This window comes from Hafnia sp. HMSC23F03, assembly GCF_001816025.1.
GTDB classification, from domain to species: Bacteria; Pseudomonadota; Gammaproteobacteria; order Enterobacterales; family Enterobacteriaceae; genus Hafnia; species Hafnia paralvei.
In genome coordinates this window covers 1-15,827 of sequence record NZ_KV824194.1, presented here as the reverse complement: position 1 = coordinate 15,827, position 15,827 = coordinate 1, and the positions used below count along the sequence as shown (strand labels likewise).

General features: G+C 49.7%; 15 protein-coding genes and 1 pseudogene. 10 read left to right on the top strand and 6 right to left on the bottom strand.

Annotation, left to right across the window (positions count from 1 at the left end):
* Positions 1-124 precede the first annotated feature (124 nt).
* The 3 genes from HMPREF3091_RS03215 to HMPREF3091_RS03205 all read right to left on the bottom strand — a co-directional run bounded on the left by HMPREF3091_RS03215 (position 125) and on the right by HMPREF3091_RS03205 (position 1,993).
* Entirely contained in the window at positions 125-370 is a 246-nt protein-coding gene (locus HMPREF3091_RS03215; protein WP_004093204.1) for a DUF2766 family protein, read from the bottom strand.
* 61 nt (positions 371-431) lie between these two features.
* Entirely contained in the window at positions 432-1,052 is a 621-nt protein-coding gene (locus HMPREF3091_RS03210) for an L-threonylcarbamoyladenylate synthase (RefSeq protein ID WP_004093202.1), read from the bottom strand.
* Positions 1,053-1,108: 56 nt separating this feature from the next.
* Positions 1,109-1,993, bottom strand: a complete 885-nt coding sequence (locus HMPREF3091_RS03205; RefSeq protein ID WP_070714227.1) for an RNase RNM — start codon at positions 1,991-1,993, stop codon at positions 1,109-1,111.
* Positions 1,994-2,447: 454 nt separating this feature from the next.
* Between HMPREF3091_RS03205 and HMPREF3091_RS03200 the strand changes: the two genes are divergently transcribed.
* The 6 genes and pseudogenes from HMPREF3091_RS03200 (at position 2,448) to HMPREF3091_RS03170 (ending at position 9,704) form a co-directional block, all read left to right on the top strand.
* Complete coding sequence (locus tag HMPREF3091_RS03200) at positions 2,448-4,010, top strand: anthranilate synthase component 1 (RefSeq protein WP_070714226.1); 1,563 nt, start codon at positions 2,448-2,450, stop codon at positions 4,008-4,010.
* Positions 4,010-5,706 (top strand): annotated as a pseudogene (gene trpD, locus HMPREF3091_RS23030) (anthranilate phosphoribosyltransferase). Before HMPREF3091_RS03200 ends, trpD begins: the two are co-directional and overlap by 1 nt.
* A 2-nt stretch (positions 5,707-5,708) precedes the next feature.
* Positions 5,709-7,109, top strand: a complete 1,401-nt coding sequence (trpCF, locus tag HMPREF3091_RS03185; RefSeq protein WP_070714215.1) for a bifunctional indole-3-glycerol-phosphate synthase TrpC/phosphoribosylanthranilate isomerase TrpF — start codon at positions 5,709-5,711, stop codon at positions 7,107-7,109.
* Positions 7,110-7,206: 97 nt separating this feature from the next.
* Positions 7,207-8,397, top strand: a complete 1,191-nt coding sequence (gene trpB / locus HMPREF3091_RS03180) for a tryptophan synthase subunit beta (protein ID WP_008813670.1) — start codon at positions 7,207-7,209, stop codon at positions 8,395-8,397.
* Positions 8,397-9,203, top strand: a complete 807-nt coding sequence (gene trpA / locus HMPREF3091_RS03175; protein ID WP_004093192.1) for a tryptophan synthase subunit alpha — start codon at positions 8,397-8,399, stop codon at positions 9,201-9,203. Before trpB ends, trpA begins: the two co-directional genes overlap by 1 nt.
* A gap of 186 nt (positions 9,204-9,389) precedes the next feature.
* Positions 9,390-9,704: a BON domain-containing protein gene (locus HMPREF3091_RS03170; protein WP_004093191.1), complete on the top strand. Its 315-nt coding sequence runs from the start codon at positions 9,390-9,392 to the stop codon at positions 9,702-9,704.
* 131 nt (positions 9,705-9,835) lie between these two features.
* Here HMPREF3091_RS03170 and ompW read toward each other — a convergent pair whose 3' ends face one another.
* Positions 9,836-10,474 (bottom strand): outer membrane protein OmpW, encoded by a 639-nt coding sequence (ompW, locus tag HMPREF3091_RS03165; RefSeq protein WP_020303723.1) that lies wholly within the window; start codon positions 10,472-10,474, stop codon positions 9,836-9,838.
* 287 nt (positions 10,475-10,761) lie between these two features.
* Between ompW and HMPREF3091_RS03160 the strand changes: the two genes are divergently transcribed.
* Together HMPREF3091_RS03160 and HMPREF3091_RS03155 are read left to right on the top strand one after the other, a co-directional pair.
* Positions 10,762-11,178, top strand: coding sequence for a YkgJ family cysteine cluster protein (locus HMPREF3091_RS03160; RefSeq protein ID WP_004093189.1), 417 nt, complete (start codon positions 10,762-10,764; stop codon positions 11,176-11,178).
* 118 nt (positions 11,179-11,296) lie between these two features.
* The gene (locus HMPREF3091_RS03155) at positions 11,297-12,049 is read left to right on the top strand and encodes a YciC family protein (RefSeq protein ID WP_070714211.1); all 753 of its coding nucleotides are present in this window, start codon (positions 11,297-11,299) and stop codon (positions 12,047-12,049) included.
* 98 nt (positions 12,050-12,147) lie between these two features.
* Here the strand turns inward: HMPREF3091_RS03155 and kdgR are convergent, their stop codons facing one another.
* Positions 12,148-12,936, bottom strand: coding sequence for a DNA-binding transcriptional regulator KdgR (gene kdgR / locus HMPREF3091_RS03150; RefSeq protein ID WP_004093186.1), 789 nt, complete (start codon positions 12,934-12,936; stop codon positions 12,148-12,150).
* Between the two features lie 222 nt (positions 12,937-13,158).
* On the opposite strand from kdgR, the gene HMPREF3091_RS03145 reads away from it, so the two are divergent.
* Complete coding sequence (locus tag HMPREF3091_RS03145) at positions 13,159-14,535, top strand: MFS transporter (protein ID WP_070714206.1); 1,377 nt, start codon at positions 13,159-13,161, stop codon at positions 14,533-14,535.
* Between the two features lie 101 nt (positions 14,536-14,636).
* On the opposite strand, the gene HMPREF3091_RS03140 is transcribed toward HMPREF3091_RS03145, so the two are convergent.
* A complete protein-coding gene (locus tag HMPREF3091_RS03140) occupies positions 14,637-14,966 on the bottom strand; it encodes a hypothetical protein (protein WP_083321349.1) in 330 nt (109 codons plus the stop codon).
* Positions 14,967-15,274: 308 nt separating this feature from the next.
* On the opposite strand from HMPREF3091_RS03140, the gene HMPREF3091_RS03135 reads away from it, so the two are divergent.
* Positions 15,275-15,827 (top strand): hypothetical protein (locus tag HMPREF3091_RS03135; protein WP_139146187.1); only part of this gene is annotated, 553 nt, incomplete at its 3' end.

The following is a 15,827-nucleotide window of genomic DNA, read 5'->3' as shown; positions in this document are numbered from 1 at the left end:
GCAGCGATTGGCCCCCCGACTCGGACGCCTGCACAATGCTCATGTAAATCTCGGTGCATTAGGCGTACGAAATATTACACCTCCCCCCATCCCCCCCAGAGAACAAAAGCGATTACGCCTCCCCCTAGTGTGCCTGCTCCTGCTGCGCAAACTTCAGCTCAATCAGAGCAATAGCCTTTTGCACACCGCGTTTGGTCACGGGATCGATACTGGCCTTATCGAAATTTATGCTCTTCAGTTGGCTGGCCATTTTTTCACGCACTTCGGTTGGCGCGATAACATCAATAACGTCTAGAATTTGCTTGATAACCAGTTGGCAAGCAACCAGATCGGATGCCAGTTCTTCACTCTCAGTCAGCATCTGAGACATACCATTTCCTTTTCATTTTTCTGTCTGTGAATTCGCTGGGGATTTGCCCCTAGCCATAAAATTACATGAAGGGCTTCGGATCGCCGGCACCCACACGCACCACTTCCGGTGAATCCTCGGTCAGATCGATAACCGTCGTTGGCTGCTGTCCTAAGAAACCACCGTGGATAACCAAATCGACGACTTTGCCCAAAGCATCCTGAATTTCTTCCGGATCCGATTCGGCAAAATCATTGCCTGGCAGCATCAGCGTAGTCGACATCAACGGCTCACCCAACGCAGCCAGCAGCTCCAAAGCGATAGGATTTGACGGCACGCGTAAACCGATCGTTTTACGCTTTTCGCTCATCAAACGACGAGGCACTTCTTTCGTGGCCTTAAGAATGAAGGTGTAGTGACCCGGCGTATTATTCTTGATCAAGCGGAACGCGGTGTTATCCACAAACGCATAGGTGGAAATCTCTGACAGATCGCGGCACACCAGCGTGAAATTATGATTGCTGTCCAGATTACGAATACGACAGATCCGCTCCATGGCGTTTTTTTCACCCAACATACAGCCCAGCGCATAGCCCGAATCCGTTGGATAAACGATGACGCCGCCCTTACGCAGCACTTCAACACATTGGCTAATCAAGCGCGGCTGTGGATTATCGGGATGAATATAAAAAAGCTGACTCATTGTAATTCCTCATTATTCAAGGCATTGCTGGTCGTATTCGCCGGCAAAAGCGCGGCTTACCAATTTTGCCATACAGGCGCAACGCCCGTTGGGAGCCACAATCTGCGGCCCAACTCAATCCAAGCACAGGGCTGATGAAAATCAGAACCCTGCGATGCTAATAATTCAAACTGCAGCGCATAGGCTGCTAACTGCGATCGTTCGTTTGGCGCTTGCTGGCACTGTGCGACTTCCATCGCATCGCCGCCCCACTGTTTAAAGTTCGCTAACAGTCGCTTCAGCCATTTATTACTGAGCTGGTAGCGCCCCGGATGTGCGACCACGGCCAGACCACCCGCATGGTGAATGGCGTCAATCGCTTCTTCAATTGTACACCACTGTGGCGGTGCGTAACCCGTTTTGCCGCGCGCCAGATAATGTTTGAACACGCCGCCCATGTTGGTGGCATAACCTTGCTCAACCAGATAGCGTGCAAAATGCCCGCGCGTGATCTCGGCGCCACCGGCAATACGCGTGGCGCCTTCTAAAGCCCCAGGGATACGCGCTTTCTCCAGACGTAGTGCTATTTCTTTGGCCCGAGCCTGACGTCGCTCAACCTGGGCGGCCAACAACGTTTGTAACGCCGGATCTGCGATATCCACGTTTAGCCCAACGATGTGAATCTCGTGATTTTCCCACAGCGTCGAAATTTCAACGCCCGCGACGAGCTCCAGTTCTAAATCTAAATCAATAATGGCTTGGCGCGCAGCAGGAAGCCCCGCCGTAGTATCATGATCTGTGATAGCCAGCGTAGTCACGCCCATTTCTACCGCACGCGCCACGAGTTCTGCCGGTGACAATAAACCATCTGATGCCGTCGTGTGGCTATGCAGGTCATATATTATTGGAGGTGACGGTGTCACTTCATCCGATTCAATCTGTGTATCTTGCAAAATAGCCATCCTATTGCGGTATCTCGCTCTATCATACCTAGTATGCTTTGCTCTACGCCAACCTAATCTCCCTTTACCTCATCGCCGTTACCTCTTCGGTGTCATTTTGTTTATTAAGCAGCATGTGAAATTAATTCATTGAAAAGCTATTGACACACAACCACCAAACTAGTTTACTAGTACGCAGGTTCGGAGCGATAGCTCTTCTTGTTTAAATAGCGGGTCATAAAAAATATCGCTCTGGCAATAAATTAAGGTGAACACAATGCGAAATGCTTCTTTGAACAACTCATTAATGAATAAGGTACCGATGCTTTCTGCGCGCTGGTGGCGTGACTCATTCAGTTGGGCGGTGTAGCTGCATATCGGATTTGAGGATCCCCTATCACCACCGCCCGCACCTTGCGGGCTTTTTTATAGCCAAATTTGCAGAAAGACCACCAGTGAATAAGCGGATATGACGATGAATTCTACCAAGCCAGCTTTAACCTTATTGACGCAAACAGCGGCCTATCGTAACGACCCTACAGCACTGTTTCACCAGCTATGCGGTGCTCGCCCGGCAACGCTGCTGTTAGAGTCCGCTGAAATTGATAACAAACAAGATTTGAAAAGCCTGTTGGTTATCGACAGCGCATTGCGTATCACCGCTCTGGGCCGCAGCGTGACCATTCAGGCACTGACCGAAAACGGTCGCGGCTTGCTACCATTACTGGATGCAGCGTTGCCGTCAGACGTTGAAAATGACATTCATCCCAATCAGCGAGTGCTGCACTTCCCCACCATCGACACCCTACAGGATGAAGACGCTCGGTTAAAATCACGTTCAGTGTTCGACGCGCTGCGCACGCTACTCACGCTGGTTACCGTTCCTGCACAGGAGCGTGAAGCGATGTTTATCGGGGGTCTATTTGCCTACGATCTCGTCGCGGGCTTCGAAAATCTCGCGGCATTAAATAGCGATCAGCGCTGCCCAGATTTTTGCTTTTATCTGGCAGAAACGCTGCTGGTGTTAGACCACCAGCATCACAGCGCGCGTCTTCAGGCCTCTATTTTCACCCATAACGCGGCAGAAACTCAGCGCCTGCAAGCACGTTTGCACCAGCTCACCCAGCAGATGACGCAAGAAGCCGCGCCTATCACACACCCTAACGTTGAAGACATGCAGCTGAGCTGCAATCTCAGCGACGAGGCTTTTGGTGCCGTGGTGAGTCAGATGCAGCAGGCCATTCGCATCGGTGAAATATTTCAGGTGGTTCCTTCTCGCCGTTTCAGCCTGCCTTGCCCTTCACCGCTGGCGGCCTACCACACGCTGAAGCACAGCAACCCAAGTCCGTACATGTTCTTTATGCAGGACAACGATTTCTCTCTGTTCGGCGCTTCACCGGAAAGTGCATTGAAATATGACGCCACTAACCGCCAGATAGAAATCTATCCGATTGCAGGTACGCGTCCACGCGGACGTCGTGCCAATGGCGAACTGGATCGGGATTTAGATAGCCGCATCGAACTGGAAATGCGCACCGACCATAAAGAACTGGCCGAACATTTAATGCTGGTGGATTTGGCGCGTAACGATTTGGCGCGTATCTGCGAGCCCGGTTCACGTTATGTCGCAGACCTGACTAAGGTCGATCGTTATTCCTTCGTAATGCATTTAGTTTCCCGCGTAGTGGGCACGTTACGCCAAGATTTAGACGTTCTGCACGCCTATCAGGCCTGTATGAATATGGGCACGTTAAGCGGAGCGCCGAAAATTCGCGCGATGCAGCTGATTGCAGAGTGTGAACAAACTCGTCGCGGCAGCTATGGCGGAGCCGTGGGATATTTCACCGCGCATGGCGATCTGGATACCTGCATTGTGATCCGCTCCGCCTATGTGGAAGATGGTATCGCTACGGTACAAGCCGGTGCTGGGGTGGTACTGGATTCCGTGCCGCAGGCCGAAGCAGATGAAACCCGTAATAAAGCCCGTGCCGTGCTGCGAGCCATCGCCACCGCTCATCACGTTAAAGAGGTGTTCTAATGGCTGACATTCTTTTGCTCGATAACATCGACTCTTTTACCTACAACTTGGTCGATCAACTGCGTTCTAGCGGCCACCGCGTCGTGATTTACCGTAATCAAATTCCTGCGGAAGTCATCATCAATAAGCTGGCTGAAATGGAAAATCCTGTGCTGATGCTGTCGCCGGGGCCAGGAGCACCGTCTGAAGCGGGCTGTATGCCTGAACTGTTGAACAAACTGCATGGAAAATTGCCCATTATCGGAATTTGCCTCGGTCATCAAGCCATCGTCGAAGCCTACGGCGGACACGTAGGACAAGCCGGAGAAATCCTGCACGGTAAGGCATCATTGGTAGAACATGACGGCGAAGGCATGTTTAGTGGCTTACCTTCACCGCTGCCGGTCGCGCGCTACCACTCACTGGTGGGAAGCCAGATTCCAGCCGGATTAACCGTTAATGCCTCCTTCAATGGCATGGTGATGGCCGTTCGTCACGACGATGAACGTGTGTGTGGTTTCCAATTTCACCCAGAGTCCATTCTCACAACCCAAGGCGCTCGTCTGCTTGAACAGACGCTTGAGTGGGCGTTGGTCTAAACAATGATTTGCTGAATATCAGTTGTCGATTAAAAACAAACAAAATCAAAAGACTAACGAAAAGATTTGCGGAGAAAAACACCATGCAAGCAACACTTATCAAACCGAGCGTTTTTGAGCAGCAATCCATTTTGGACAAACTGTTTACGTCTCAGTCAATGAGTCAGGAAGAGAGCCATCAACTGTTTAGCGCGATTGTGCGTGGCGAGCTGCAAGACAGCCAACTGGCTGCTGCGCTGATCAGCATGAAAATGCGCGGCGAGCGCCCTGAAGAGATCGCCGGAGCCGCCAGCGCGTTACTGGCCGATGCACAGCCATTCCCGCGCCCTGACTACGATTTTGCAGACATCGTTGGGACCGGCGGTGACGGCACCAACAGCATTAATATCTCTACCGCTAGCGCCTTCGTCGCCGCCAGCTGCGGAGCCAAAGTGGCTAAGCACGGTAACCGAAGCGTCTCTAGTCGCTCTGGTTCTTCGGATCTGTTACAGGCTTTCGGCATCCGTCTCGATATGAGCGCCGAAGATTCTCGTCAGGCGCTAGACGATTTAAACGTCTGCTTCCTGTTTGCACCGCAGTATCACACGGGTTTTCGCCATGCTATGCCGGTGCGCCAGCAGCTCAAAACCCGCACTATTTTTAACGTACTGGGCCCGTTGATTAACCCAGCACGTCCACCCAAAGCCCTGATCGGTGTTTATAGCCCCGAGTTAGTCCTGCCGATTGCGCAGGCATTAAAAGTGCTGGGTTATCAAAACGCCGCCGTAGTTCACGGCGGAGGAATGGACGAAGTGGCAATTCATGCCCCTACGCTGGTAGCCGAACTTCATCAGGGCGAAATCGAAAGCTACCAGCTTTCACCGCAGGATTTCGGCTTAGAAAGCTATTCGCTGAATGCGTTACAGGGCGGAACACCAGAAGAAAACCGTGACATTCTGGCGCGCTTATTACAAGGTAAAGGTGATGCAGCGCACGCTGCGGCCGTCGCCGCAAACGTTGCTTTACTGCTGAAATTGTTTGGTCAGGATAATCTGCGCCACAACGCGCAACTGGCACTGGAAACCATCAGAAGCGGAACAGCATTTGAGCGAGTCACCGCACTGGCAGCACGAGGCTGAGTATGTTGCAAGGAAATCTGTCACCACAACGTTCATCACAAGAACAAGAAACCGTCTTAAATCGCATCGTTCGCGACAAAGCCGTATGGGTTGAAGCCCGTCAGTCTCAACAGCCGCTGGAAAGCTTCCAAGCTAGCATTGTCCCTTCATCGCGTTCGTTTTATGACGCGCTGTCTGGCAACAGAACCGCTTTTATTCTGGAATGCAAAAAGGCATCACCCTCTAAAGGTGTGATCCGCGAAAACTTTAACCCGGTAGAAATCGCCACGCTGTATCGCGATTTTGCCTCAGCGATTTCCGTATTGACCGACGAAAAATACTTTCAGGGTGATTTCGACTATTTGCGTCAGGTCAGCGCCACCGTGCATCAACCGGTACTGTGCAAAGATTTTGTGATTTCTGCGTACCAAATTTATCTGGCCCGCTTCTATCAGGCCGATGCCATATTGCTGATGCTCTCCGTTCTCGATGACGAGCAGTATCTGCATTTAGCCGCCATCGCCCACAGTCTCCAAATGGGCGTATTGACTGAAGCCAGCAACGAAGAAGAACTCGAGCGCGCCATTGCACTAAAAGCCAAAGTGGTTGGTATCAATAACCGAGACTTACGCGATCTGTCGATTGACCTCAATCGCACGCGTCAGATGGCACCACGGTTGCCGCAAGGTGTCACCGTGATCAGCGAATCAGGTATTCATACCTACAGCCAGATTCGTGAGTTAAGCCATTTTGCTAATGGCTTCCTGATCGGTAGCGCGCTGATGTCTGAACCTGATTTAAGTCTGGCGCTGCGCCGTGTGCTGCTGGGCGACAACAAAGTGTGTGGTTTGACGCGTGCAGAAGATGCCGCCACGGCTTATGGTGCAGGTGCCGTCTACGGCGGTTTGATTTTCGTCGGCAGTTCACCGCGCTACGTGGATATTTCTCAGGCACGAGAAGTGATTGCCGCGGCTCCGCTAAAATACGTCGGCGTATTCCGTAACGCCAAGCTGGAAACGGTACGTTTGACAGTGGAACGTTTGGGACTCTATGCGGTTCAACTGCACGGTGATGAATCGCAGGAATATATTCGCGAATTGCGACAGCTGCTGCCAATTAACTGCCAGATCTGGAAAGCCATGAGCATTAGCGATGCTATTCCGGCGCGCAATTTACTCCATGTCGATCGCTATGTTTTCGATAACGGTAACGGCGGCACTGGACAGGCGTTTGATTGGAATCTACTGCAAGGAAAAACGCTGGATAACGTCATGCTTGCCGGTGGACTCAACGCCAGTAACTGCGTTATGGCTGCCAAGTTGGGTAGCGCTGGGCTGGATTTCAACTCTGGAGTGGAATCCGCGCCGGGGAAAAAAGATCGGCAAAAGCTGGAGGCGGTATTTCAAACGCTGCGAGCTTACTAGTTCACGCTAGCAAAAGAACTCACCAATAAAGAAAAGCGACAGGCCTGCTTTAGCCTGAAATTGCCAAATACTAAGAATGGACAGGACGGGAAAAACAATGACTTTATTAAACCCCTATTTCGGTGAATTTGGTGGAATGTACGTTCCCCAAATATTAATGCCCGCATTAAACCAGCTGGAAGAAGCGTTTGTTAGCGCCCAGAAAGATCCTGAGTTCCAAGCTCAGTTCATCGATCTGCTAAAAAACTATGCGGGGCGCCCGACCGCGCTCACGCTGTGCCGGAACTTGACCAAAGGTACTAAAGCCAAGCTATACCTGAAACGCGAAGATTTGCTGCACGGCGGTGCTCATAAAACCAATCAGGTATTAGGTCAGGCGTTGCTGGCTAAGCGAATGGGTAAAACCGAAATTATTGCCGAAACCGGTGCTGGACAGCACGGCGTCGCCACTGCTCTGGCCTGTGCGCTGTTGGGGCTGAAATGCCGCGTCTATATGGGTGCGAAAGACGTTGAACGTCAGTCGCCTAACGTGTTCCGTATGCGCCTGATGGGGGCGGAAGTTATTCCGGTGCACAGTGGCTCAGCCACGCTAAAAGACGCGTGTAATGAGGCACTGCGCGACTGGTCTGGCAGTTACGACAAAGCGCACTATTTGCTGGGCACCGCGGCGGGTCCACATCCTTACCCAACTATCGTGCGTGAATTCCAACGCATGATTGGCGAAGAAACCAAAGAGCAGATCCTTGGCTTTGAAGGCCGCCTGCCAGATGCCGTTCTGGCCTGCGTCGGTGGCGGTTCCAACGCCATCGGCATGTTTGCTGACTTTATCGTCGAAGAGTCGGTGCGCCTGATCGGCGTCGAACCGGGTGGTTTAGGTATCGAGACGGGACAGCACGGCGCACCGTTGAAACATGGCAAAGTAGGCATCTACTTTGGTATGAAATCACCGATGATGCAGACCGAAGAGGGCCAAATTGAAGAGTCTTACTCTGTTTCTGCGGGTCTGGACTTCCCATCGGTCGGTCCACAGCATGCCTATTTGAACAGCATCGGTCGTGCTGATTACGTATCAATCACCGATGATGAGGCGCTTGAGGCGTTCAAACGTCTGTCGCGTGAGGAAGGGATCATCCCTGCACTGGAGTCTTCACACGCCCTCGCCCACGCGCTGAAAATGATTGAGCAAGATCCAGATAAAGAACAATTGCTAGTGGTGAACCTGTCAGGCCGCGGCGATAAAGACATTTTTACCGTTAACGATATTTTGAAAGCGCGGGGAGAAATCTGATGGAACGCTATCAACAACTGTTTGCCGAATTAAAAGAACGCAAAGAAGGGGCTTTCGTTCCTTTTGTGACCTTAGGCGATCCCACTCCGGCGCTCTCTTTAGAGATTATTAATACCTTAATTGACGCGGGTGCCGATGCGTTAGAGCTGGGTATTCCCTTCTCCGATCCGCTAGCCGACGGCCCTACTATTCAAGACGCTACGCTGCGCGCTTTTGCCGCAGGCGTCACTCCGACCGTATGCTTTGAAATGTTGGCCGAGATCCGCAAAAAGCATCCCCATATTCCAATTGGTCTGCTGATGTATGCCAACTTGGTGTTCCACAACGGCATTGACGAGTTTTATCAGCGCTGTGCTGAGGTTGGTGTCGATTCTGTATTGGTCGCCGACGTTCCGCTGGAAGAGTCAACGCCGTTCCGTCAGGCAGCGCTGCGTCACGGTATCGCACCGATCTTTATTTGTCCGCCTAACGCCGACGATGCGCTGCTGCAAGGCATCTCTGAACAGGGACGTGGCTATACTTATCTGCTCTCGCGCGCCGGTGTTACCGGTGCTGAGACCCGTGCACAACTGCCGTTGCATCATTTGGTGGCACGCTTGGATGAATTGAACGCGCCTCCTGCGTTGCAAGGATTTGGAATTTCTGAACCGTCGCAGGTAAAAGAAGCGCTGGATGCGGGCGCTGCGGGTGCAATTTCTGGCTCGGCCATTGTTAAAATCATCGAGAAAAACCACCAGCAGCCTGACGTTATGCTCAAAAAACTGCATGACTTTGTCAGTGGAATGAAAGCCGCTACGCGCCGCTAAGATAAATGTAAGCTCAACAACCGTGCCGTATTCGTACCGCACGGTTTTTTTATATTAATGAAGCTTACATATTGATAACCCTATTTTTTAAAAATGGATTATAGTGATTACGGATGGTTCAACGAATAATCATTAGATTACGTTTTGAATTGCCATACCAACAATAAACTGCAAGGAGAGACATTGATGAAATGGGTTAAAGCGATTACCACTTTTTGCGCAGCGGCGATTTTTTCTGTTGCGTTGGCAGGTTGCGCACCAACAGCGAAACAGGAAGGAACCGGCGGTTATATCGACGATACCGTTATAACAACCAAAGTTAAATCTGCACTGCTGGCTGAAAAATCTCTCAAATCCACCGAGATCAGCGTTGAAACCTTTAAAGGCCGCGTTCAGCTCAGCGGTTTCGTGACGTCTTCTGCTGATGCTAACCGTGCCGTCGCCGTAGCTAAAACGGTGAAAGGTGTGCGTACGGTAGAAAATGATATGCGGATTAAATAATTCGCTCTGACGATCAAAAAAGGCGCTAAAGCGCCTTTTTTATTGTCTGTAACTTTTGTCTGTAACGTTGCTTTATAACTACAGAGTCTGTAACACTGGCCGTTCTTAGTGTTCCTGCTACACGTCTCTATTTAGAAACGGTAACCCACTGCAAACATGAATACAAACGGGTCTACGTGTGTATCAATGTTTTGTTTTTGGTTGTTGCTATCTCTGAACTTAATGGTGGTATCGATATCCATGTACCACAGAGATGCGTTGATCATCCAATCTTTATCAACCATGTAATCCAGACCAACCTGACCTGCCGCACCCCATGAGTTGTCTACGCTCAAATCGTGCAAGCCTAAGCTTTTTCCGGTGTTATTAAACTTCGCATCGTAGAAATTCGTGTAGTTAATACCCACACCCACATACGGACGCAGCTTGTCTTCAGCCTTACCAAAGTACCACTGAGCCATCAGCGTTGGTGGCAACTGACGAGAGGAAGCAATATCCCCCGTCGCCTGCAAACCTACTTTATGCTGGAACGGCGTAGCACCTAACAGTTCAACCCCAATGTTATCGGTGATCAGATAGCTGAAAGTCAGACCAAGCTGGGTATCGTTATCGATCTTGAACCCACCCAATCCCATCACGTTTTCACTGCTTTCCGTTGGACGTACGGTTGCGGTACCGGCACGGACAATAAAGTCACCAGCCTGATGAGCCATAGCAAAAGACGGTGCCAGCGTAGCTGCCACACATAGCGCAAGTGTTAGTTTTTTCATCATCCCTTCCCTTTATATGGTTATCACTGCGTGCAGAAATATACCCAAAAAGGATGATTCATGATTTAACACAGATCACATGAATGACATTGTTTTTGACAAAATGACATAAACTAAACATGCATTAAATATATGATTTTGATGAAATTGATTTAGATCAATTTTAGCCAAATATCATCATCCATCACGCATCAAGCCGATGGGTGTTGACCTAAGATTAACCTCAGAGTAATTTTTTTATTCCGATTGTTTTGGTTCGAAGCCATAAGGAGTGGTGGGAAATCAAGATGAGTAACACTTCAACTCTTTCAACGCTAACACATCCTAATCCATGTATATCCTGCGGCGCTTGCTGCGGCTATTTCCGTGTTTCATTTTACTGGGCCGAGGCAGATGATGCCGGTGGCTGCGTGCCCGCATCGCTCACTGAACAGGTGAATCCGTATCTTCGCTGTATGCAGGGAACCAACAGCAAAAAACCGCGCTGTGTGAACCTGCGCGGTGAAATCGGCCAGCAAGTCATGTGTGCCATGTATGAAAACAGGCCGTCGCCTTGCCGTGAATTTGAGCAGTCATGGGAATATGGTGAACGCAATGAAGCCTGCGATCGTGCACGGGCAGCCTATGGGTTGCCTCCCCTTGCCCCCAACAACGTAGAAGAAATCGCCAGTAGCATCGCAACGGGGTGCCACTTACCCGGTTAACAAGGTACAATCGGCGCACATTCATTACATTGATATGCCCTAATACCGTGAAGCAGTGACGTTGCTCGATACTGCTTCACGCCAACGGGGATCGTTGCAACTGCCAAGGAGCGCCTGCATGCCAATCACGGCCCGTACACTGTACCGTGACACCTTCAACTTTTTCCGTCATCAGCTCAGCACGCTGTGCTTGTTAGCGCTATTAACCGCGTTTATTTCGGTGATACTAAATCAAGCGTTTACTCCAGGTGCCGATGACCTGAGTATTCTGGCTGGTGCTGATGGTACTCTGTCCTCGGGTATGGGGCTGCAAGAGATGGTGCAGCAAATGACGCCTGAGCAACAGATGGTGCTATTGAAAGTCTCTGCCGCGGCCAGTTTTTCCGCCCTTATTGGTAATGTGTTGCTGCTAGGCGGCATGCTGGCACTGATCCCGTTGGTTTCGCAGGGGCAGCGTATCAGTGCGTTGCGCGCTATTGGTGCTTCCGCGCCGATGTTACCGCGTCTACTGATACTGATGTTCCTGTGCACCCTAATGGTTCAACTGGGGATTACCGCCTTTATTGTACCGGGCATTGTGCTGGCCGTCGGGCTGGCGCTAGCGCCAATGATTATGTCGGAAGAAAAAGCGGGGATTTTCACGTCGATTCGTAGCAGTTTCCGTCTGTCATTTGCCAACGTCCGTTTGATTAGTCCAGCCATCATGCTGTGGCTAGCGGCGAAACTGGCGCTGTTGCTGCTGGTTGGCGTACTTTCAGCCCTGCATCCAACCATTGGCATGGTGATTATAGGCGCACTGAGCAATCTGATTTCTGCACTGCTTATTATCTATTTATCCCGCCTGTACATGCTGGTGAAACAGAGTGCTTGATCGAATCGGGTGACAGCAAGTTGCCACTAAGATTGATATAAAAAACGCCCGATGAAATTCATCGGGCGTTTTTCGTTAATCAGGCATTCGGCCCTTAATCAGAACGGATAGTCGTGATAGCCCATCTGCTCGGAAATGTTACGCGCCGCAGTATGCAGCATCGTTACATATTCATGTTTAGCATCTTCGGAAAAACGAATTGTCGGGAATGAAATACTCAGTCCTGCAATCACAACACCAAAGCGGTCAAAGACGGGAACGGCGATGCAGCGCAACCCCTCTTCCTGCTCTTCGTTATCCTCACCGAAGCCTTGTTGTTTCACTATATCTAGCGCAACCAGCAACTCTTCCGGCGTCAAAATGGTTTTGTCCGTGCTACGTTTGAATTCAATCTGAGAGATAATTTCTTTTGCTTCTTCACGATCGCGCCATGCCAGTAGCACTTTACCAATCGCGGTGCTGTGCAGCGGATTGCGACGCCCGATACGCGAATACATACGCAGGTTGTACATCGAGTCGATTTTATGAATGTAGACAATGCCATCTTCATCCAGCGCCCCTAAATGGATCGTTTCACGCGTTAAACGTGAAAGCTCGCGCATTTCGATATCCGCACTGCGAATAAGATCCACGTTTTGTAACGCATGGGCACCCAACTCAAATAATTTCAGCGTCAGAGAATATTTTTCTGACTCACTCTCCTGCGATACATAACCGAGAGATTTCATGGTTTGCAGAAAACGATACACGGTACTTTTAGACATCATCACTCGCTGAGACAGCTCGGTGATGCCAATTTCGCGCTCTTCGGTGAGCGCCTGTAAAATCCCAAACACTTTGAGTACAGAAGAGACCGAATCGGGTTGTTTATCTATATCTGTTGACATTGTATTTCTTTACCCTATCAGATGATTAAATCGAACCTATGTTTCATTATAAAAGGAACAGCTTCCGAAAGACAGCCTGTTAAACAGGTTAAAGCATTGTTTAAACGTTTCCGCACGTCCGAAGTTTTGTTACAAACAAAGCCATGTGTGACGATGGTCTCATCTTGTAATTAACGTTATAGTTGCGATCTTGACAAATAATCCTCTAATTATCATTACTCAATGAAATTACCCCCAAATGACGGTGTTCCTTTACCACAACGCTACGGTGCCATTTTAGCCATTGCACTCGGCATTACTGTCGCGGTACTCGATGGCGCGATTGCCAACGTTGCCTTACCGACCATTGCACGCGATCTGAACGCCTCGGCCGCAACGTCGGTCTGGATCGTCAATGCCTATCAGCTTGCGATAACGATCTCTCTGCTTTCACTCGCGTCACTGGGCGATATCATCGGCTATCGCAAAGTGTATCTTACCGGTCTGTTGGTATTCAGCATCACCTCGCTGGGATGTGCCATGTCTGATTCACTGTGGACACTGACGCTGGCTCGCGTGCTGCAAGGCTTTGGTGCCGCTGCCGTAATGAGCGTTAACGTGGCCCTAGTGCGGCTCATCTATCCTCAGCGCTACCTTGGGCGCGGTATGGGGATTAATGCGCTAATCGTTGCCGTTTCTGCCGCCGCAGGCCCCTCCGTTGCCGCTGCGATCTTATCCGTCAATAGTTGGCCATGGCTGTTTGCCGTAAATGTCCCTATTGGTATTGCCGCCTTTATTTGTGGCATGAAGTTTCTCCCACAGAATCCCCCCAAAGTCGGTAAACCTAAATTTGATGGCTATAGCGCGCTGCTGAATGCGCTCACCTTTGGCTTATTAATTTCAGCTATCAGTGGCTTTGCCCAACGCCAAAACAGCCTGATACTGCTGGGTGAAGTTGTGATTATGTTGGTAGTGGGAACATTGTTTGTACGCCGCCAGCTAACGCAAGAATTCCCGTTACTCCCCGTTGATCTGCTACGAATTCCCATTTTTTCTTTATCGGTGGGAACCTCAATCTGCTCTTTCAGCGCCCAAATGTTGGCCTTTGTTTCGCTTCCGTTCTTCCTGCAAACCGTTCTGGGTAAAACCGAGGTCATGACAGGCCTGCTGCTCACTCCGTGGCCCATTGCGACCATGATCATGGCACCGATTGCCGGGCGCCTGCTCGAGCGCTTCAACGCGGGGCTACTCGGTAGCATTGGCTTAGGGCTATTTGCCATTGGGCTGCTGTCTCTAGCGTTGCTGCCAGCATCGCCTTCGGATCTCGATATTATTTGGCGCATGGCATTGTGTGGCGCAGGGTTTGGTATTTTCCAGTCGCCGAACAACCACACCATGATCTCTTCCGCGCCACGCCATCGCAGCGGAGGTGCCAGCGGTATGCTCGGCACCGCTCGTCTGCTTGGACAAACCAGCGGTGCCGCGCTAGTCGCTCTGATGTTCAATCTGTTTGGCAACCACGGCACGCATTCATCTCTGCTGCTTGGCGCCCTGTTTGCGCTTTGCGCCGCCATCGTCAGCAGCCTGCGTATTCGACAGCCAAAGCCGTCGGCCCAATAACACCATAAAAAAAGGGAATCCCTCTCGGGATTCCCTACCAAAATGATAAGAATCATCGCAATACACCGCTTTATGCTGTGATGCTTATCAGCTCGGTTTCGTTATTTGATGAAACCACGCAGTTCGCCATGTCGAACAATCCCCTGCAAGAGTACTTCATCGCTGATGATGTCAAATAGCGATAGCGTATTGCCATCTCTTTTCTCCTGATTCTTATTGTAACGCGCAATTTCCCCCCACTCTTCAAACGCCCGTGGATGATGCTGCTTAATGAAGGCCAATAGCGTAATCAATGTCACCGCGCTAGCGGGCATATTCGTCACCGAACCATTCAGGTAATTGAAGATAGTGTTACGTGGAGCATTCAGTAACGTGGTGAGCTCTGTCTTTGTAATTCCCAATTCGTTAAAAATCCTAGTGAATTCGTTCACTTAATTTGTTCCTAATAGGTTAATTTTCTGGTTTTGTTATTTTACCAAAGCATTGATGATACTGAAAGTTTTTCATGTTGAAGAATTCTCTCCATACAATAACTTAACTAAAATCAGAACAAGTATAAATCCATATAAGAACCTTAAACATTCTTATTGAGAACAAAAAGCACTGTTATCTTTTTGTTGAATGAAAAATAAGTATTGATTGATATCCTATATACACATAAATTTCACCCCATCAGGAACATTTTTACATACATAAAAACCCCACATCGCAAAACAACTTTCTTTAGGTCTATCTCACTATGAAGCGCAAAATAACTTTCATCGCTGCTGTAATTGCTAGTTCTTTCGTTGGAATGGCGCAAGCTCACTTAAACCTAGCCGACGCATTAGGCGGTTCATCAGATGAAGCTATAGCCTTTAGAACATGGGTGTTAGATACCCATAAAATTGAATCATCGGTTTTTGATTATTCGGATAATGCCAAAAACACTTTCGTTAATTCACCGACGACTAATATTGGTAACTCTAACCAGACTGCACATAACCTGCTTGATAATCACAACTATAATTTGTTGACCTATTGGATCCCTCAATTTGAGTCCGTATGGTCAGAATTGCCAAAACCGACAAATACGACAACAACACCTAGTGGCAATTATAATCGTGGAGGCACACCGACCTATGTCGTACCGGACAACACGCCTGAGCCAGTTTATTACGGCCCAACACAGCGCCCGAATACCTCTATAAAAATAGAAAATGCAAATCCAGAAACACCACATTTAGACGGACAGCATAACGTTGAGATTAACCCTGCTCATGGTAATCCTGAGGGCGTTCCCGTTGCGCCTA